Annotated in this window: 13 protein-coding genes; 6 read left to right on the top strand and 7 right to left on the bottom strand. The window is 67.2% G+C overall.

Annotated features, from left to right (window positions below):
* Window positions 1-117 precede the first annotated feature (117 nt).
* Window positions 118-4,971 (top strand): NAD-glutamate dehydrogenase, encoded by a 4,854-nt coding sequence (locus tag AC1PZ7_RS08090; protein ID WP_482358961.1) that lies wholly within the window; start codon window positions 118-120, stop codon window positions 4,969-4,971.
* 194 nt (window positions 4,972-5,165) lie between these two features.
* Here the strand turns inward: AC1PZ7_RS08090 and acs are convergent, their stop codons facing one another.
* On the bottom strand, window positions 5,166-7,121 hold the full coding sequence (gene acs, locus AC1PZ7_RS08095; RefSeq protein ID WP_482358962.1) for an acetate--CoA ligase: 1,956 nt from the start codon (window positions 7,119-7,121) through the stop codon (window positions 5,166-5,168).
* A 493-nt stretch (window positions 7,122-7,614) separates the two neighbouring features.
* Complete coding sequence (hisD, locus tag AC1PZ7_RS08100) at window positions 7,615-8,895, bottom strand: histidinol dehydrogenase (RefSeq protein WP_482358963.1); 1,281 nt, start codon at window positions 8,893-8,895, stop codon at window positions 7,615-7,617.
* Between the two features lie 125 nt (window positions 8,896-9,020).
* On the opposite strand from hisD, the gene AC1PZ7_RS08105 reads away from it, so the two are divergent.
* The 5 genes from AC1PZ7_RS08105 (at window position 9,021) to AC1PZ7_RS08125 (ending at window position 14,022) form a co-directional block, all read left to right on the top strand.
* On the top strand, window positions 9,021-9,569 hold the full coding sequence (locus AC1PZ7_RS08105; protein WP_482359598.1) for a cupin domain-containing protein: 549 nt from the start codon (window positions 9,021-9,023) through the stop codon (window positions 9,567-9,569).
* A 140-nt stretch (window positions 9,570-9,709) separates the two neighbouring features.
* Window positions 9,710-10,759, top strand: coding sequence for an ABC transporter substrate-binding protein (locus AC1PZ7_RS08110; RefSeq protein ID WP_482359599.1), 1,050 nt, complete (start codon window positions 9,710-9,712; stop codon window positions 10,757-10,759).
* 188 nt (window positions 10,760-10,947) lie between these two features.
* On the top strand, window positions 10,948-12,024 hold the full coding sequence (locus AC1PZ7_RS08115) for an ABC transporter ATP-binding protein (RefSeq protein WP_482358964.1): 1,077 nt from the start codon (window positions 10,948-10,950) through the stop codon (window positions 12,022-12,024).
* Window positions 12,021-13,199: an ABC transporter permease gene (locus AC1PZ7_RS08120; protein WP_482358965.1), complete on the top strand. Its 1,179-nt coding sequence runs from the start codon at window positions 12,021-12,023 to the stop codon at window positions 13,197-13,199. Before AC1PZ7_RS08115 ends, AC1PZ7_RS08120 begins: the two co-directional genes overlap by 4 nt.
* Window position 13,200: 1 nt before the next feature.
* On the top strand, window positions 13,201-14,022 hold the full coding sequence (locus AC1PZ7_RS08125) for an ABC transporter permease (protein ID WP_482358966.1): 822 nt from the start codon (window positions 13,201-13,203) through the stop codon (window positions 14,020-14,022).
* A gap of 264 nt (window positions 14,023-14,286) precedes the next feature.
* On the opposite strand, the gene AC1PZ7_RS08130 is transcribed toward AC1PZ7_RS08125, so the two are convergent.
* From AC1PZ7_RS08130 to AC1PZ7_RS08150, 5 genes are all read right to left on the bottom strand, one after another.
* Window positions 14,287-15,606 (bottom strand): TRAP transporter large permease, encoded by a 1,320-nt coding sequence (locus AC1PZ7_RS08130; RefSeq protein WP_482358967.1) that lies wholly within the window; start codon window positions 15,604-15,606, stop codon window positions 14,287-14,289.
* Window positions 15,606-16,178: a TRAP transporter small permease subunit gene (locus AC1PZ7_RS08135; protein ID WP_482358968.1), complete on the bottom strand. Its 573-nt coding sequence runs from the start codon at window positions 16,176-16,178 to the stop codon at window positions 15,606-15,608. Before AC1PZ7_RS08135 ends, AC1PZ7_RS08130 begins: the two co-directional genes overlap by 1 nt.
* A gap of 13 nt (window positions 16,179-16,191) precedes the next feature.
* Window positions 16,192-17,196, bottom strand: coding sequence for a TRAP transporter substrate-binding protein (locus AC1PZ7_RS08140; RefSeq protein ID WP_482358969.1), 1,005 nt, complete (start codon window positions 17,194-17,196; stop codon window positions 16,192-16,194).
* Between the two features lie 110 nt (window positions 17,197-17,306).
* Entirely contained in the window at window positions 17,307-18,830 is a 1,524-nt protein-coding gene (locus AC1PZ7_RS08145; RefSeq protein WP_482358970.1) for a malonate--CoA ligase, read from the bottom strand.
* A gap of 9 nt (window positions 18,831-18,839) precedes the next feature.
* Window positions 18,840-20,207, bottom strand: coding sequence for a malonyl-CoA decarboxylase (locus AC1PZ7_RS08150; RefSeq protein ID WP_482358971.1), 1,368 nt, complete (start codon window positions 20,205-20,207; stop codon window positions 18,840-18,842).
* Between the last annotated feature and the right edge of the window lie 153 nt (window positions 20,208-20,360).

Here is a 20,360-nt window from a genome sequence, read left to right on the forward strand (position 1 = left end):
GCAACAGAGGCGGGCCACGGCAGGAATTTTGGTTTCAGCAGGTACAATTGGATGCTTTGATGGAAGTGGGACGCGGCGGGCCATGCGGGGCCGGCCTCGTCCCATTGGGGGGAAGTGATGGGCGTCGAAGGGTTCTTCGCCAGCGAGGACGAGCGCGTTGCGCGCCAGCTCGTCGAGCAGGCAGACCTTATATTGCAGGCGACCGACGGCGATGTGCCGGCGCGGTTCGCGAGTCGTTTGTTCGATCGCGCCGTCGGGGAGGATATGCGTGTCTACACGCCGCATGAAATTGCGAACCTCGCCCGTCTCGCCTATGTGCACCTGAAAGTCCGGCGTCGCGACAGCTTCGACGTCCGGATCGAGCAGCCGCAGCCCGCCGAGGGCGGTGACCGGCTGGCGCGCGTGTCGGTTATCGAGATCGTCAATGACGACATGCCGTTCCTGCTCGATTCCGTCATGGGCGCGCTCAACGCCCAGGGGCTGACGGCGAGCTTCGTCGTGCATCCGATCCTCGGCGTCGACCGCGACGGCAGCGGGCAGATCATCAGCATCGCGCCGGGCGAGGCCGCGGCCGGCGCCCGCATGCGGCGCGAGAGCCTCATCCATATCCATGTGCCGCGGATCGAGGACGAGACCCGGCGCGCCGCGCTCGTCGAGGAACTCACCTCCGTCCTGAGCCAGGTGCGTTCGGTGGTGAACGCCTGGCAGCCGATGATGGCGCAGGTGCGTGCCGCCGTGACCAACCTCACTTTGGCGCCTTCCATGGTGCCACGCGAGGAGCGCGAAGAGGCCATCGCCTTCCTCGAATGGCTGCTGGCCGGCCGCTTCACCTTTCTCGGCTGCCGTCAGTACCAGGCGTCCGGCATCCCCGGCGGACCGCGGCCGGTGCAGTTCGAGCGGCGGATGGAGGATGCCCTCGGCCTTCTCGCCGACGAGGATTTCAGCCTGTTCCGCGGCCACGGCGACCAGCGCAGCGTGAGCTCCGATCTCGCCGACGCGCTCGCCGAGTCGAGCCCGCTCATCGTCACCAAGTCGCGCACGGTCTCCAATGTGCACCGCCGCGCCTGGATCGACGTGGTGCTGGTCAAGCGCTACGATTCACAGGGGCGCGTCGTCGGCGGGCTGTGCATCGCCGGTCTGTTCACCGCGACGGCCTATACGAGTTCGGTGCGCACCATTCCGATGCTGCGGCGCAAGTCGACCAGCGTGCTGGCGCGCGCCGGCTTCGCGCCGGAGAGCCATTCCGGCCGTGCGCTGGTGAAGGTGCTGGAGACCTATCCGCGCGACGACCTGTTCCAGATCGACGCGACGTCGCTGTTCCAGTTCTCGCTCGCCATCCTCCAGCTCGACGAGCATCCCCGCGTGCGCGTGCTGGCGCTCAACGAGCGGTTCGACCGTTTCGTCTCGGTGCTCGTCTTCGTGCCGCGCGACCGCTATGGCAGCGACATACGCGAGCGGATCGGCAATCTGCTGGCGGCGAGCTTCGGCGGCCAGATCGCGGCGTTCTGTCCGCTGTTCATGGACGGCCCGCTGACCCGCGTGCATTTCATCATCGAACGCGGGGCGGGCGAGGTGCCCACCGTCAACCGCGCGGTGCTGGAAGAGGCGATCAGCGAGATCATCCGCACCTGGGCCGACGGCTTCGGCGAGGCGCTGGCCGCCGCCTTCCCGCCGGCCAAGGCGTCCGAGCTGCTGGAGCGTTACACCAAGGCGTTTCCGGCCAGCTACCAGTCGAGCTGCCCGCCGGCCGACGCGATCGAGGACCTGCGGCTGATCGAGGGGCTGAGCGACGCCCACCCGGTGGCGGCGGATTTCCGCCCGCCGGTGCTGCGCGAGCGCGAGCGGGTGGCGCTGAAGGTGCTGAGCTACAAGGTGCCGCGCCTGCTTTCCGAGCGCGTGCCGCTGCTGGAATCGATGGGCTTCGTCGTCATCGACGAGCGGACCTTCACGGTGAAGCCCGCCGGCGGCGCGCCGGTCTATGTGCACGACATGCTGCTGTCGCGGCGCGGCGGCGGCGCCATCGCGCTCGACAAGCTCGGCGTGCGGCTGCACGCGACGCTGATGGCGGTGCTGCGCGGCGGCGAGAGCGACGGCTTCAACGCGCTGGCGCTCAACGCCCAGCTCGGCTGGCGCGACATCGCGCTGCTGCGCACGCTGGGGCGCTATCTGCGCCAGGTCGGCATTCCCTTCAGCCAGGACTATCTCTGGCAGACGCTGAACGCGCATCCCGCCATCAGCCAGAAGCTCGTGGCGCTGTTCCACGCGCGCTTCGATCCCGACCATCCCGAGCGCCGGGCGGAGCGGCAGGCGGAGATCCGCGACGAGATCGAGGCGGCGCTGGTCGACGTCCAGAGCCTCGACGAGGACCGCATCCTGCGCCGCTTCACCAACCTCATCGAGGCGGCGGTGCGCACCAGTTTCCACCAGCGCGGCGCCGATGGCGGCTACCGGCCGACCATCGCTGTCAAGTTTGCCAGCGGCGCGGTCGAGGGCCTGCCGCTGCCGTGCCCGCTCTACGAGATCTTCGTCCATTCGCCGCGCGTGGAGGGCATCCATCTGCGCTTCGGCCGGGTGGCGCGCGGGGGCTTGCGCTGGTCGGACCGGCCGCAGGATTTCCGCACCGAGGTGCTCGGCCTCGTCAAGGCGCAGCAGGTCAAGAACGCGGTGATCGTGCCGGTCGGCGCCAAGGGCGGCTTCGTGCCGAGCCAGCTTCCCGCCGGACCGCGCGAGGCGATCCAGGCCGAGGGTGTTGAAGCCTACAAGCTCTTCGTCTCGAGCCTGCTCGACCTGACCGACAACATCGAGAACGGCCGGACGGTGCACCCGCCGCAGACCGTGCGGCACGACGAGGACGACCCCTATCTCGTGGTCGCCGCCGACAAGGGCACGGCGACCTTCTCCGACACCGCCAACGGGCTGTCGCAGCAGCGCGGCTTCTGGCTCGGCGACGCCTTCGCCTCGGGCGGCTCGGTCGGCTACGACCACAAGGCCATGGGCATCACCGCGCGCGGTGCCTGGGAGGCGGTGCGCCGGCATTTCCGCGAGATGGACATCGACATCCGTACCACGCCCTTCAGCGTGGTCGGCGTCGGCGACATGTCGGGCGACGTGTTCGGCAACGGCATGATCCTGGAGAACACGATCCGGCTGGTCGCCGCCTTCGATCACCGCGACATCTTCCTCGATCCCAATCCCGACCCGGAACTGTCGTTCCGCGAGCGCAAGCGGCTTTTCGCACTGCCGCGCTCGAGCTGGCAGGACTACGACAAGTCGCTCATCTCGCCCGGCGGCGGCGTGTTCCCGCGCGCGGCCAAGAGCATCCCGCTCACCATGGCGATGCGCGAGGTGCTGGGCTTCGACAAGAGCTCGGCCGCGCCGGCGGAAGTGATCAGCGCCATCCTGCGCGCGCCGGCGGACCTTCTGTGGTTCGGCGGCATCGGCACCTATGTGCGGGCCTCTGCGGAGAGCGACCTGCAGGCCGGCGACCGCGCCAATGACAGCGTGCGGATCACCGGCGGTGAGGTGCGTGCCCGGGTGATCGGCGAGGGCGCCAATCTCGGCGTCACCCAGCGCGGGCGCATCGAGGCGGCGCGGCACGGCGTGCGGCTCAACACCGACGCCATCGACAATTCGGCCGGCGTGAACACCTCCGACCTCGAGGTGAACATCAAGATCGCCATGGGGCCGGCGCTGCGCGAGGGCCGGATCGACGCGCCGGGGCGCGCGCAGCTGCTCGCCGGCATGACCGGCGAGGTGGCTGGGCTGGTACTGCGCAACAACTACCTGCAGACGCTGGCGCTCTCGCTCGCCGAGCGGCGCAACCTCGACGATCTCGGCTTCGTCCAGCGGCTGATGCAGCGGCTGGAGGGGCGCGGGCTGCTCGACCGGGCGGTCGAGTTCCTGCCCTCCGACGCGGAGATCGGCGAGCGGCGCGGGCGCGGCGAGGGGCTGAGCCGGCCGGAGCTGGCGGTGCTGCTGGCCTATGCCAAGCTGACGGTGCATGCCGATCTGCTCGACACCGACGTGCCGGACGACCCCTATCTCGCCCGCGACCTCGCCGGCTATTTCCCGGCCGAGCTGCGCGAGCATTTCCCCGAGGGGATCGAGGGGCACCGGCTGCGGCGCGACATCATCGCCACGCGGCTGTCCAACGCCATGATCAACCATGGCGGACCCGCCTTCGTGGCGCGCCTCGCCGACGAGACCGGGGCCGGCGTCGACAGCATCGCCAAGGCCTTCGCGGCGGTGCGCGACGGCTTCGGGCTCTCCGCGCTCAACCGCGAGATCGACATGCTGGACGGGCAGGTGCCCGGCGCGGTGCAGCTCGACCTCTACGGCGCGGTGCAGGACATGCTGCTCGACCGGTCGATCTGGTTCCTGCGCAATGTCGATCTGCGCGGCAGCCTGGAGGAGCTGGTGACGCGCTATGCCGGTGGCATCGCCCCCGTCGAGAAGGTGCTCGCCGGGCCGGTGCGCGAGCTGCTGCCGGAGGAGACCCGCACGCTGCACGATGCGCGCGTCGCGCAGTGGACGCAGGCCGGCGTGCCCGAGCCGCTGGCGCGCCGCATCGCCCGCCTGCCGGCGGTGGAAAACGCCACCGACATCGTGCTGATCGCCGAACGCACGCGCGCGCCGCTCAGCGACGTCGCCGTCACCTTCTTCGCCGTGGCGCTGCTGTTCCGGCTCGACCGCATTCTCGGTCCGGCGCGCGCGCTCGCGGTGGCGGATTATTACGACCGGCTCGCTCTGGAACGGGCGCTCGCGGCCTTCGAGGTGGCGGTGCGCCGGCTCACCGCCGAGGTGATCGAGCAGCACGGGGCCGGCGTCGCCGGCGTCTCGGCCTGGGCGCGGGCGCGCGGCGAGGTGGTCGAGCGCGCGCGCAACGGCGTGTCCGAGATCGCCGGCACCAGCCTCACCGTCTCGAAGCTCTCGGTCGCGGCGAGCCTGATCGGCGACCTCGTGCGGGGCTGACGCCCCGCGCGCGAGCCGTATGGGGGCAGCGGGAACGGCGCGGATGGCCGACGCGCGACATCTCGACCGGCATCGTCATCCTCGCCACCGGCCGCACCATGGCGATGGACAGGGCCCGGAACGAAACCGGCCGCGACGGGCGCGGCCGGTCCGCCTTGCAATGATGCCGGTGCCGGCGCGCCCGCAGGCGGCGCTCAGGCCGCGTGCTTCTTGTTCTGCCGGTGCGAGATCAGGTCGTCGACCACGCCCGGATCGGCCAGCGTCGAGGTGTCGCCGAGATTGCCGAACTCGTCTTCGGCGATCTTGCGCAGGATGCGGCGCATGATCTTGCCCGAGCGGGTCTTCGGCAGGCCGGGGGCGAACTGGATGAGGTCCGGCGAGGCGATCGGGCCGATCTCCTGGCGCACCCAGCTCACCAGCTCCTTGCGCAGCTCCTCGGACGGCTCGACGCCCGACATCAGCGTCACATAGGCGTAGATGCCCTGTCCCTTGATGTCGTGCGGATAGCCCACCACGGCGGCTTCCGACACCTTGGGGTGCGCCACCAGCGCGCTCTCCACCTCGGCCGTGCCCATGCGGTGGCCGGAGACGTTGATCACGTCGTCGACGCGGCCGGTGATCCAGTAATAGCCGTCGGCGTCGCGCCGGCAGCCGTCGCCGGTGAAGTACTTGCCGGGATAGGCGGAGAAATAGGTCTGCATGAAGCGCTCATGGTCGCCATAGACCGTGCGCATCTGGCCGGGCCAGGAATCGGCGATCACCAGATTGCCCTCGCAGGCGCCGGTGAGCACGTTGCCCTCGGCGTCCACCACTTCCGGGATCACGCCGAAGAACGGGCGGGTCGCCGAGCCGGGCTTGAGCTTGGTGGCGCCCGGCAGCGGGGTGATGAGGATGCCGCCGGTCTCGGTCTGCCACCAGGTATCGACGATGGGGCAGCGCTCGTCGCCGACCACGCGGTGATACCATTCCCACGCCTCGGGGTTGATCGGCTCGCCGACCGAGCCGAGCAGGCGCAGCGAGGCGCGGCTGGTCTTCGTCACCGGCGCGTCGCCCGACTGCATGAGCGCGCGGATGGCGGTCGGGGCGGTGTAGAAGATGCTGACCTTGTGCTTGTCGATCACCTCCCAGAAGCGGGAGTTCGACGGATAGTTCGGCACGCCCTCGAACATCAGCGTGGTGGCGCCGTTGGCGAGCGGGCCATAGACGATGTAGCTGTGGCCCGTCACCCAGCCGATGTCGGCGGTGCACCAGTAGATGTCGCCGTCGTGGTAGTCGAACACGTATTGGTGGGTCATCGAGGCGTAGACGAGATAGCCGCCGGTGGTGTGCAGCACGCCCTTGGGCAGGCCGGTCGAGCCCGAGGTGTAGAGGATGAACAGCGGGTCTTCCGCGTTCACATGGGCGGCGGGGCACTCGCTGGTCACCAAGTCGGCGGCCTCGTGGTACCAGACGTCGCGGCCGGGCTCCATGTTCACCGCGCCGCCGGTGCGCTTCACCACGATCACATGGTCGACCTCGAATTCGTGCACCTTGGCGATGGCGGCGTCGACATTGGCCTTGAGCGGCACCTTGCGGCCGCCGCGCAGGCCCTCGTCGGCGGTGATGACGACCTTGGATTCGCAGTCGCGGATGCGGCCGGCGAGGCTGTCCGGCGAGAAGCCGCCGAACACCACCGAATGCACGGCGCCGAGCCGCGCGCAGGCCAGCATGGCGTAGGCCGCCTCGGGGATCATCGGCATGTAGATGGTGACGCGGTCGCCCTTCTCGACATTGCGGTTGCGCAGCACGTTGGCGAAGCGGCAGACCTCGTCGTGCAGCTCCTGATAGGTGATGCTGCGCGACTGCGAGGGATCGTCGCCCTCCCAGATGATCGCGACCTGGTCGGCGCGGGTCGGCAGATGGCGGTCGATGCAGTTCCAGGCGACGTTGGTCACGCCGTCCTCGAACCACTTGATCGAGACGTGGCCGGGGTCGAAGGAGGTGTTCTTGACGATGGTGTAGGGCTCGAACCACTCGATTCGCTTGCCCTCGTCGGCCCAGAAGCCTTCGGGATCGCGCACGGACGCCTCGTACTTCGCCCGGTAGGCGTGATCGTCCAGGAAGGCGCGCTTGGCCCATTCGGCGGGCACGTCGTAAATCTTGTCGGACATGGCGTTTCTTCCCCTTCAGGCAGGCGCTGGCGCGCATTCTTGCTTCGCCGGGATTATGGGGCAGCCGGCCGTGGCTGGACAAGCCGCGCCGGCGCGCGACTTTGGTCGGTATGTAGTTGCGCGGAGCCCGACCGGTTGCGGAAGCGGCCCGCCCGGCACCGCGGCGGCATGGCGGAGCCGGTGGCTCAACCGATTCCGGCACTCGGGACAAATGCCCGGCGCGGAAGGAGAATTGGCGCCCTGATGCGTGCCCGGGCGCCTTCGGGATTCAGCCACGATACCCGGCGTCGCGTGGTGGGGTCCTTCAGGCGGCGCTGCCGGTTCCACCGGATGATGCCGATATGGAGCCGCAAAGATCGGCCGCCGCATGAGGGTGCTCGACGGAAGGGACGCCGAGCACCGTCTGGCGGCGTGTACAGGGAAGGCGTTGCGATCTCCGACCGGGCGACGTGTACGACTTCCACGCCCTCGCAGCGAATAAGGTCGTGAGATATCAGGCCTTCATGCGGAACGCCGCGGCTCTCCTGTGGCCTTCCAGCCCTTCGCTGGCGCTCTGGCGCACCGCCGGGGGCGCGACGGCGGCGACGCCGCGCTCGTCCAGCCACTGATGGGTGCAGATCTTCACGAAGGAGCCGACCCAGAGGCCGCCCGTGTAACGGCCGGCGCCCATGGTCGGCAGCGTGTGGTTGGTGCCGCAACATTTGTCGGAATAGACCACGCTCGCCAGCGTGCCGATGAACAGCGAACCGTAGTTCCGCAGCTTTGCCGCCATTGCGTGCGCATCGCGCGTGTGCACCTGCAGATGCTCGGCGGCGATGTGGTCGGAATAGGCGATCATCGCCTCTTCGGTGTCGCACACCGCGATCTCGCCGAAATCGGCCCATGCCTTGCCGGCCACGGGAGCGGTCGAGAGCGTCGCAAGCTGCTTCTCGACTTCCACCAGCGTCGCCTCGGCGAGCGCCCGGCTGGTGGTGATCAGGCCGACGCGGGTGCGGATGTCGTGCTCGGCCTGGGCCAACAGATCGGTGGCGATCATCTCGGCGTCGCCGGTCTCGTCGGCGACGATGAAGATCTCGCTGGGGCCGGCGAGCTGGTCGATGCCGACCGGCCCGAACACCTGACGCTTCGCCTCGTTCACATAGGCATTGCCGGGACCGACGACCTTGTCGACGGCGGGAATTGTCTCCGTGCCGAAGGCCATCGCCGCGATGGCCTGCGCCCCGCCGACGCGGAAGATGCGGTCGGCGCCGGACAGATGGCAGCCGGCGATCATGGCGGGGTGCGCGGTCGGCGGCAGGCAGGCGATGACCTCGTCGCAGCCCGCCACCTTGGCCGGCACGATGGTCATGATTGGCGCGGAGAGCAGGGGATAGCGCCCGCCCGGCACATAGGCGCCGACACGCTCGATCGGGATCACCCGATGCCCGAGATGCAGTCCGGGAAGGGCCTCGATCTCAAGCGGCAGGATGGTGGCGAGCTGAGCCTGAGCGAAGGCCCGCACGCGCCCGATCGCGAACTCCGTGTCGCGACGGGTCTGCGGGTCGAGATTGGCGAGGGCGCTCGCGCGCTCCTCCTGCGTGACCTCGATGGCGGTGATGTCGCTCTTGTCGAAAAGCTGCGAATAATGCCGCACCGCCGCGTCGCCGCGCGAACGTACCGCGTCGAGCACCTCCTTGACGGTCGCCGCGATCTTCGTGGTGTCGCTGCCATCATCCTGGCGCGGCGCCTTGATATGGTGAATCTGGTCGCGAAGATCGGGGCTGAGAGCGGGCATGATGGTTTCCTGTGATGGCGGGCGAATGGTGAGGCCCGCCGGCACCTCCCGCAATTGGCGACCGCGCTCTCGTCTATTATATTCACCACCTCATTCGGATTTTGCGTGAGGCAGGTGAGGCCCCAATGCCGCATATCGGACCCGGAATTCGCGAACTCCGCCGCCGCCGCAATCTCGGCATTCGCCGCCTGGCCCTGCGCTCCGGCGTCTCGCATTCCTCGATCTCGCTGATCGAGCGCGACCGCATCAGCCCTTCCATCGACACGCTCGCGGCCATCCTGGAGGCGTTGGGAACGACGCTGGTGGGCTTTTTCTCCGAGCTTCAGCAGATGTCGTCCTACTCGCCGTTCTATGAGGCTTCGGAGCTTCCGGAAGTCGGCAGTGGCGAGGCGATCTCGTATCGCGTGATAGGGATCAATCACCCCAACCGGCAAATACTGGTCCTGCACGAGACTTATGCCGTCGGCGCCGATACCGGGGAAGCGTTCTCGCACACCGCTCAGGAGGCCGGCATGGTCATACGCGGTGCCGTCGAAGTAACGGTGGAGAGCAATTCCAAGATACTGAAATCGGGCGATGCCTATTATTTCGACAGCAAGCTGCCGCATCGTTTTCGTAATGTGGCGGATGAGCCGAGCGAGATTGTCAGCGCGATAAACCCGCCGACCTATTAGAGCGCCCCCGCCCGAGAATAGGGTGGGGTCGGTCATTATATTCACCGCCTCCCCCCTGAGGCTCCCCGGCGTTCTGTCACACGTGCCGGTAGCGTGCTTTGCTGCACGGACAAGCGAAAAACAGGGGAACTTCCATGACGGTGAAATCTGCTCTTCTTCGGATCGGCGGCGCCGGCCTCGCCCTTGGGCTGATGGCGGCGGGCGGCACGGCCTCGGCACGCGATCTGACCGTCGTGTCCTGGGGTGGAAACTACCAGGACGCCCAGCGGAAAATCTATTTCGAGCCGTTCTCCAAGAAGATCGGCAAGCCCGTGCTCGATGAGAGCTGGGATGGCGGTATCGGCGTCATCGCCGCCAAGGTGAAGGCCGGCGTGCCGAACTGGGATGTCGTGCAGGTCGAGACCGAGGAACTGGAACTCGGCTGTGCCGACGGCTTCTACGAGAAGATCGATTGGGACAAGCTCGGCGGCAAGGACAAGTTCCTCCCCGCCGCGGTCAGCGACTGCGGCGTCGGCGCCATCGTCTGGTCGACCATGCTCAGCTACGACGCCGACCGGCTCAAGACCCCGCCGACTTCCTGGGCGGACTTCTGGGACGTGAAGAAGTTTCCCGGCAAGCGCGGCTTCCGCCGCGGCCCGAAATACTCGCTCGAATTCGCCCTCATGGCCGACGGCGTGAAGCCGGAGGAGGTCTACAAGGTGCTCGGCACGCCCGAGGGCGTCGACCGTGCCTTCAAGAAGCTCGACGAACTGAAGCCGAACATCGTGTGGTGGGAAGCCGGCGCGCAGCCGCTCTCGCTGCTCGCTTCGGGCGAGGTGGTGATGTCGACCGCCTATAATGGGCGGCTCGCGGGCATCAACAAGACCGAAGGCAAGAACTTCCAGGGCGTCTGGCCCGGCAGCATCTACGCCATCGACAGCTGGGTGATCCTCAAGGACAGCCCGAACGCGAAGGAAGCGATGGACTTCATCGCCTTTGCCAGCGCGCCGGACAACCAGTCGAAGCTGCCGGAATTCATCGCCTATGGCCTGCCCAACAAGGCCGCCGCCGCGATGGTGCCGGCCGCCCTGCAGAAGGACCTGCCGACCACGGCCGCCAACCTCACCGGCGCCATCGCGCTGGACGGCGCTTTCTGGGTCGACAATGTCGAGGAACTGACCAAGCGTTTCAACACCTGGCTTGCAAAGTAGGTCTCGCTCCCGAGCTGCGCCTCCCAAAGGCGCAGCTCGGGAGAGGGGATATCCTCGCATTGCTGCACGCGATTCCAGATCGACGGCCGTTCCGGCCGGACGACTGAAGGTATGATCGCCGTCGTTCGCTTGGAGCTGGCCTCCCAGCCGGGTAGCTTCACGCAAAGCCATCACTTCGGAGATTGCGGTTGGCGCCCTTCATCCATTTCGATCAGGTCACGAAATCCTATGGCACCCTGCGCGTGGTCGATAAGCTCGATCTGCTGGTCGCCAAGGGTGAGTTCCTCAGCCTGCTGGGCCCCTCCGGTTCGGGCAAGACCACGATCCTGATGATGCTGGCGGGTTTCGAGCACCCGTCGCACGGCGCCATCTGGCTGGACGGCACCCGCATCGAGAACCTGCCCTCGCACAAGCGCAACATGGGCGTGGTGTTCCAGAACTACGCGCTGTTCCCGCATATGACGGTCGCCGAAAACGTCGCCTTCCCTCTCGTCATGCGCGGGGTGGGAAAGGCGGAAGCGGCCGATCGCGTCGCCCGTGCGCTCGACATGGTCCGGCTCGCGCATCTGAAGGACCGCCGCCCGGTTCAGCTTTCCGGTGGCCAGCAGCAGCGTGTCGCGCTGACCCGCGCGCTGGTCTTCGAGCCGACGGTGGTGCTGATGGACGAGCCGCTCGGCGCGCTCGACAAGCAACTGCGCGAGCACATGCAGCTCGAACTGCGCGACCTGCATCGCAAGCTCGGCCTGACGGTGATCTTCGTCACCCATGACCAGTCCGAAGCGCTCACCATGTCGGACCGCATTGCCGTGTTCAATTCCGGCCGCATCGAGCAGCTCGACACGCCGGAGGGCATCTATGACCGCCCGCGCACCCGCTTCGTCGCTGAGTTCATCGGCGAGACCAATCTGTTCGAGGGCGTGGTGAAGAAGGTCGCCGACGGCATCGCCGACGTCGCGATCAACGATGGCGTAGTCGTTCGCGCCGCGATCACGGCCCCGGTCGAGGTCGGCGCGCCCATCCTGACCTCGGTGCGTCCCGAGCGGGTCCACCTGCAGGGTGAGGCGGGATCGGCCAACGTCATTCCCGTCACCATCACCGATAATGTCTATCAGGGCGACCATCTGCGCACGCATCTTTCGGGGGCGGGGCTCGATCTCGTCGCGAAGGTCCAGCGGCGCGTCCCGGTCGGGTCGGTCGGCAGCACGGCATTCGCCTGCTTCGAGCCCTCCGAATGCACGTTGATCGCACCGGGAATCGCGCCGTGAGCGGGTCTCCGGCACGCGCCCGCGCCTCGGCGCTTCTGCTTGTGGCGCCGCTGTTCCTGTTCCTCGCGGTGTTTTTCGTGTGGCCGCTGGTCATGATGATAACCGTCTCCGTCACCGACGGGACGGTGCGCGCGGTGATGCCGGAAACCGCGCGCACCATCGGGACATGGGATGGTACAGGCGTGCCACCGAAGGCGGTGCAGGACGCCTTCGTCGCCGATCTGCGCACGCCCGCCGACCAGATGGCGTTCGGTGACGCCGTGCGCCGCCTCAACAGCGAGGTATCGGGCTTCCGCACGCTGCTCGGGCGCACCGCCAGCGCGGTGCGCGACGCGCCACCCGATCAGCCCGTCGACCTTGCGGGCGTCGACAAGCGCTGGGGTGAGACGAAGTACTGGCAGGCGCTGCAACGGGCCATGCCGAACTACACCGACCGCAATCTGCTCGCCGCGGTCGACCTGAAGCGCGACACGGGCGGCAGCGTCGTGGCCGACACCTCGGCCAATCGCATCATCATGGTGCGAACATTCACCATTGCCGCGCTGGTGACGCTGATCTGCGCGGCAATTGGCCTGCCCTATGCCATGATCGCAGCGGCAAGCACGGGCTGGGTGCGGAACGTGATGTTGCTCGCCGTGCTGTTGCCGCTGTGGACCTCGCTGCTCGTGCGCACCGCGTCATGGGTGATCCTGCTGCAGAACGAGGGACTGATAAACAAGGCCCTCATTTCCATCGGCATCGTCGATCAGCCGTTGCAGCTGATCTTCAACCGCACGGGTGTCGTCATCGCGATGACCCATGTGCTGCTGCCCTTCATGGTGCTGCCGATCTACAGCGTGCTGCTCGGCATACCGCGCAATCTCATGCCGGCGGCCAGCTCGCTGGGGGCGAGCCGCCTGCGGGCCTTCTGGCATGTGTTGCTGCCGATGGCGCTGCCGGGCGTGCTGTCCGGCTCGCTGCTCGTCTTCATGGTGGCGCTGGGCTACTACATCACGCCCGCTCTTGTCGGCGGGGCGGAGGATCAGATGATCTCGTCGGTCATCGCCTTCTTTGCCACCGGTACCGCGAACTGGGGAATGGCGGGCGCGCTCGGCCTGATTCTGCTGGTCACGACGACCGCGCTTTACCTCGTCTACGGCCGTCTTTCGCGCTCACCGAACATGGTGGGGGCCTGACATGGCGGCAAACTCCCCAGCTTTGCGCACGGCTCAGATCGTCTTCGGCGCGGCGGTGGTGTTCTTTCTCGTCGCGCCGATCATTGCGATCCTGCCGCTGGCGTTCAATTCCAGCGTTTTCCTGAATTACCCGATCGAGAGTTTCTCCTCGCGCTGGTTCAGCGAATTGCAGACCAGCGAGACGTGGCGGCGCTCCATCATCAACAGCCTGATCATCGGTTGCGGCGCCACCGTGGTGTCGACCGTCATCGGCACGCTGGCCGCGCTCGGCTTGCGCAATACGCGCCTGCCCTTTGCCAGTCTGCTGCGGGTGATCTTCCTGCTTCCCATGGTCGTGCCGGCCGTCGTGCTCGGCGTCGGCATGCAGATTCTCTATACGCGGCTCGGTCTTGCCAGCACATATCTCGGCGTCATCGTCGCCCATGCGGTTCTGTGCGTGCCGTTCGTCATCGTGAGCGTGTCGGCGTCGCTCGGCGGCATCGATGGTTCGGTCGAGCGTGCGGCGAGCAGCCTGGGCGCCAGCCCCGCCTCCGTCTTCCTGCGCATCACCCTGCCGCTCGCCCTGCCGGGTGTCATCTCGGGCGCGGTCTTCGCGTTTGCGACGTCGCTGGACGAAGTCGTCATCACGCTGTTTGTCGCCGGTCCCAACCAGCGCACGCTGGCACGGCAGATGTTCGCGAGCATCCGCGAGAATGTGAGCCCGACGATCGCCGCGGCGGCGTTCCTGCTGATCATCGGCACGCTTTGCCTGGCAGGGCTGGCCGGATTGCTCCGCTGGCGGCAGGATCGCCTGGCCAGGGCGGCGACGAAAGAGGGCGAGTAGGGTTGGCCTTGCCGATCTTCGGATCCGCGCCGCCCGATATCCGGCGCGTTCAGGCTACTCCTTTCGCCGACGACCCGCTTTCCCGCGCGTGCAGACAAACGCGCTCATATGTCGGACGCCGGTAGCGGCGCGGTTGCGCGTGCGCCTCGGTCGATGACGGCGCGGCGGAAGCGTCGGGCGTGCCTGGAGGACGGTGCGCGACATGGACGTCGCCGCCGAGGTGATGGGGCTCTCGCTGCTGCGCACCAGGCTGCAGGCCGTCCCTCACAGGGGACCCATGATGTAGGTGGGCAGCCAGGTAGCGATCTCCGGGAAGATGCTCAGGATGACGATGCCGAGCAGCATCAGCAGCACATAGGGCAGGGAGCCGCTCAGCACCTGCTGGGCCGGCACCTGCGGCGCGATGGCCTTGACCACGAACAAGTTGAGCCCCACCGGCGGGGTGATGAGGCCGATCTCCATGTTGATCGTCAGCACGACGGCGAACCAGTAGGGATCGAAGCCGGAGGAGATGATGATCGGGTAGAGCAGTGGTGCCGACATCACGATGATGGCGACCGGCGGCAGGAACATGCCGGACACCAGCAGGAACAGGTTGATCAACCCCATTAGCACCCAGCGGTTCACGTCGAGCGAGGCGATGGCGCCGGCGACGGTCTGGGTGATGAAGAGCGAGGAGAGGGCGAAGGCGAAGAGCTCTGCCGAGGCCATGATCATCATGATCATGACGCTTTCGCGCAGGGTGGAGGAGAAGATCTCGAAGATCGGCTTGGGCTGGAACAGCCGGTACATCACGATGACGACGCCGAGCGTCAGGAAGGCACCCGCGCCCGCCGCCTCGGAGGGCGTGGCGACGCCGCCATAGAGCACGTAGAGCGTGCCGAGGATGATGATGAGGAACGGGGTGACCTTGGGCAGCGCCGCGAGTTTCTGGGTGAAGGTGAAACGATTGCGGCTCACGCCGAAATCGAAGTTCTTGCGGCGGCAGTCATAGAGCGCCCAGGCCATGAACATGGCGACCAGCATGAGGCCGGGCATCACCCCCGCCAGGAACAGGCGGCCGATCGAGGTTTCGGTGGCGATGCCATAGACGATCATCGTCACCGAGGGCGGGATGAGGATGCCGAGCGTGCCGCCGGCGCAGATCGACCCGGTGGCGACCGAGGCCGGGTAGCCGCGCTTGAGCATTTCCGGAATGCCCATCTTGCCGATCGCCGCGCAGGTCGCCGGGCTGGAGCCGGTCATGCCGGCGAAGATGGCGCAGGCGCCGATGTTCGACAGCACCAGCCCGCCGGGGACGCGGTTGAGCCAGCGGTCGAGCGCCTCGTAGAGATCGCGCCCCGCCGGCGTCGCGGCGACCGCCGCGCCCATCAGCACGAACATCGGGATGGAGACGTAGGCGAGGTTGGCGATGCCGGCGAACATCGTTTCGGCCAGCACGTCGAAGACGCCGACGCCGTTGGCGATCAACAGGCCGCCGATGGCGGTGAGGCCAAGTGCGAAGGCGATCGGCATGCCGGTGGCCAGCAGCACGAAGAGCAGGCCGATGATCATGATGCCGGAGGATGTGGGGGAGAGGCTCATCACGCGTGACCTTCGGCTTCGTCGGCGCCGCAGCAGCGACGGATCAGTTCGGCGATGTATTGGAGCGACAGCAGGCCGAAGCTGACCGGCAGCGGCAGCAACGGAATCCAGAGGGTGATGGCGGCCACCGTCGAGGTGCGCCATTCATTGACGTAGGCCTCGTGGAAGAAGATCGCGCTGGCGAAGGTCATCAGGAGGGCGAAGAGCAGGCCGAGGACGGCGCCGATGATGCCGAGCACGCGCCGGGGACCGGGCGCCAGTGCGATCTCGATCACGTCCACCCCGACATGGCCACGTGTCTTCAGCACATAGGGCGCGCCCAGGAACATGGCGGCGGTGGCCGAGAACACGACGAAATCCGTCTGCCAGATCGTCGGCGCGCGAAATACGTAGCGCAGGAAGATCATCTCGCAGATCACCAGCATCGCCGCGATGAGCATCAGCCCGGCGATGACCGCGGCAATTCGGGAGACGAGATCGACCGCTCGCAGGAACTCGCGGATCATCGGAACGCCTTCGTTGATGGTGGGAATGGCGACGCCGGAGCAGGGCTCCGGCGTCCTGCCGGTCATGGAGCGGCTGGGCTCACTGGACCGAGAGCGCCTTCTTGATCAGCTCGTCGCCGCCCTTCACCTTCTCGGCGAAGTTCTTGTAGGAGCTTTCCTGCGCCACCTTGAGCCAGGCGTCGTAATCGGCGGCGGACATCTCCACCACCTCGACGCCGGCCTTCTTGTAGGTGTCGATCAGCTTCTGGTCGCCCTTGCGCACTTCCTTGGCGAACCAGGCCTGCGCCTTCTTGCCCGCCGCCAATATGGCCTTCTGCTGCGCCGGGTTGAGCCGGTCGAAGACCTGCTTGGACACCAGCACCGGCTCGTACATGAACCACAGGGCGTTGGCGCCCGGCGCCGTGAGGCACTTCACCTGCTCGTAGAGGCGGTAGGAGACGAAGCTCTCGGAGGAGGTGTTGGTGGCGTCCAGCACGCCCGTCTGCATGCCCGAATAGATTTCCGACGACGGCATGGAGGCGATGGAGGCGCCAGCCGCGGCCAGCATCTGCTCGAAGGCCGGGCCGGCGGCGCGCGTGACCTGACCCTTGATGCTGTCGGGGCCGGTAATGCAGCCCTTCTTGGAGGCGAAGGCGCCGGAGAGCCAGGCGTCGGCGATGACGATGGCGCCGTTCTTCTCGATAAGCGCCTTGATCTCCTGCATGAAGGGCGAGTCGTTGAGACGCTCGGCGCGGTCGAAATTGCGCACCAGGCCCGGCATCAGCGTGGCCGAGAATTGCGGCACGCGGCCCGAGGCGTAGTCGAGCGGGAAGGACGTGATGTCGAGCTGGCCCTTGGTGATCGCGCCCCACTGCTCGTTCGCCTTGAACAGCGACGAGCCCGGGAAGACCTGGATCTTCAGGCCGACATTCGCCGCCTCGACGTCGCGGGCGATCATCTGCACCATCTCGTCGCGGGGGTCGCCCTTGCCGCCCGGGAACTGATGCGAGGCGCGCAGCGTGATGTCCTGCGCGAAGGAAGAGGTGGCGAAGGCGAGTGCGCAACCAAGGGTCAGGGCGCGCGCGATCTGTCGCGTACGGTTCATGCTTTCCTCCATGTCGACCGCCTTCCGGCGGACTGTTGGCGTTTCCTCAAAGTCTTCTTGCGGGGCGGTTGATCCGCCACCTTGTTCGGTTGTCCGGTGCCGCCTTTATCCTAGGCGCTCCGGCGATAGATGTCCTTGTAGCTGTCGCGCAGGACATTCTTCTGCACCTTGCCCATGGTATTGCGCGGCAACTCCTCGACGAAGAACACGCGCTTGGGCTGCTTGAACTTCGCCAGCCGGCCTTCCAGGGTGCGAAGGACGGATTGCTCAGTCAGGCGCGTGTCCCGGCCGGGCACGACGACGGCGGTGACGCCCTCGCCGAAATCGGGATGCGGCACGCCTATGACGGCGCTCTCCACCACGCCGTCGATGGCGTCGATCTCGCCCTCGATCTCCTTCGGGTAGACGTTGAAGCCGCCGGTGATGACGAGGTCCTTGCCGCGGCCGACGATGCTGAGATAGCCGCGCGCGTCGATCAAGCCGAGGTCGCCCGTGACGAAGTATCCGTCATGGAACTCGCTCGCGGTCTTCTCGGGCATGCGCCAGTAGCCCTGCGTCACGTTCGGACCCTTCACTTCCACCATGCCGATCTCTCCCCCGGCGAGTTCCGCGCCCGAGGCCGGATCGGTGATCCGGATGGATACGCCCGGAAGAGGGAGGCCGACCGTGCCGGCAACGCGCTCGCCCTCATAGGGGTTCGAGGTGTTCATGCAGGTCTCGGTCATGCCGTAGCGCTCGAGGATGGCGTGGCCCGTCCGCTCCCGGAACGCGCGGTGGGTCTCCGCCAGAAGGGGCGCCGAGCCGGAGACGAACAGGCGCATATGCGCGGTCGCCTCGCGCGTCAGGTCCGGCTGGTCGAGCAGCCGGGTGTAGAAGGTCGGCACGCCCATCAGGCAGGTCGACCGCTCCATCAGTTCGATGGCCTCGCGCGGGTCGAACTTCGCGCGGAAGAACATCGACGCCCCGCTCAGCAGGACGATGTTGACCGCCACGAACAGGCCATGGGTATGGAACAGCGGCAGCGCGTGGATCAGCACGTCCTCGCCGGTGAAGCGCCAGCACTGCTTCAGCGCCAGTGCATTGGAGAGCAGATTGCCGTGGCTCAGCATGGCGCCCTTGGCGCGGCCGGTGGTGCCCGACGTGTAGAGAATGGCTGCGAGGTCGTCCGGCCCGCGCGGCAGATCGTCGAAAGCCGGCGGAAACGTTGCCGCGGCGTCGGTGAGCGAGCCGGTGCCGTCGGCACCGAGCGTCTCCAGGCAGGGCACGCCGAGTTCATCGGCAAGCACGCGGGCTTCGGCGGCGACCTCAGGTCGGCAGACGAACAGGGCGGGCTCGGCATCGCCGAGGAAATAGTGCACCTCGTTCAGCGTGTAGGCCGTGTTGAGAGGCAGATAGACCGCCCCCGCGCGCACCGTCGCAAGATAGAGGGCGAGGCCGGGCCACGACTTCTCGACCTGCACCGCGACGCGATCACCCGGCTTTACGCCCCGCGCCACGAGAAGCCCGGCGAGCCGACCGGAAAGAGCCAGCATCTCGCCATAGGTCACGCCCGATCCGTCCGCCAGCAGGGCCAGCGGCTTGTCGGGGGAGGGGATGGCGGCGCGGACAGCAGCAAACAGATGGTTTTCGGACATGACGGCTTTTCAGGTGACGGGAACGAGGGCACGGGAAACCGGATCGACCTTGAGCAGCTTGCGCACCTGCGCGCTCGCGACGATCTCGCCTTTGCCGGCAAAGGCTTCGTGATTCTTCTCGATGTCGGCGGGAACGTAGCGGTAGTTCACCATCAGCCCGGCCGCCTGGGCGACGCCCTTTGCCGACAGGTCGCCCATGAGGTTGATGCGCTCCAGCCGCGCCCCGTTGCCGAGATGGAACCGGGCGACCGGATCGAGCGGCGCGCCCTTCGGCGTGCGGGCGGCGAGGAAATAGTAGGCGGCGATGGGGGCGAGCACGCCCACCACTTCCTCGCGGAGCTCCGGCCTGTCCGCCCAGTCCGGCGCATCGAGCGTCTCGAGCGCCTTGCGGTCGGCGGCGGACAGGACAACGCTCTGCTCGGCCCGGCGCTCGGCATCCAGCCATTTGCGGAATCCGGGCACCGGGGAGAGCGTGACGAAGGTCGAGAGGTTGCGCAGTTCGCGCGAGATTTCCTCGAGCACCTGCTTGATGAGGAAATTGCCGAAGGAGACGCCGGCCAAGCCCTTCTGGCAGTTCGAGATCGAATAGAACACGGCGGTCGTGGCCTCCTGCGGGTGGAGCTGCCTGCGGGCCGAATCGAGGATCGGGGCGATCGCGCCCGGTGCCTCCTGCATCAGCGCCACCTCGACGAAGATCAGCGGTTCGTCGACCAGCGCGGGATGAAAAAAGGCGTAGCAGCGCCGGTCAGGGGAATCGACGCGGGCGCGCAGGTCGTCCCAGTCGCGAATGGCGTGGACCGCCTCATAGCGAATGATCTTCTCAAGCACGTTGGCCGGCGTCGACCAGTCGATACGCTTCAGCACCAGGAAGCCGCGGTTGAACCAGGACGAGAACAGGTGCGCGAAGTCGCGGTCGACCTCGGCGAGATCGCGCCGGCGCACCATCGCGTCCATGAGCTGCTCGCGCATGCGCACGAGGGACAGCGTGCCGCCCGGCGCGAGGTTGAAGCGGCGGAAAAGCTCCTGCCGCCGCGGCTCGCTGGCCCGGTGCAGGTCGACCGCCGCCGCCGCGCCGTTGCGCCCATAGGCCTCGACCGCGGCGGCGAGCCGTTTGGAATCCGGCCCGAACTTCTCGGCCAGCACCTCGAAGAAGGCGATGCTCTCACCGGTCTTCATATGTGCGTAGCGGTCGAGGATGTCGGCAGCCAGGGCGACGCCCGAGGCTTCGCCGCGTCCGGAGAGCAAGGTCTCGCAGCGCTCGTAGAGCGTTTCCACCCGGGTCGCTCCGCTGACGCGGGGGGAGCGGTCGAGCAGGGTGCGGCCGCGCTCGGCGATGGAGGCCAGAAGGTCCGCCACAAACGAGGTGTTCGATCCCATGGACATCCCGACGTTGAATGTGAACGGCTGTTACGCGGAGGCGCGGCTCCCGATCGCGTGCGATCGGACCGATGTCTGTCGGTCCGTATCAAATGAAGAGGAACATGCATCGAAAGTCAATCGTCAAGTATACAAGATGCTGCCTCTTGCATT

The sequence above is a fragment of the Ancylobacter sp. TW_SC_1 genome (assembly GCF_056836805.1).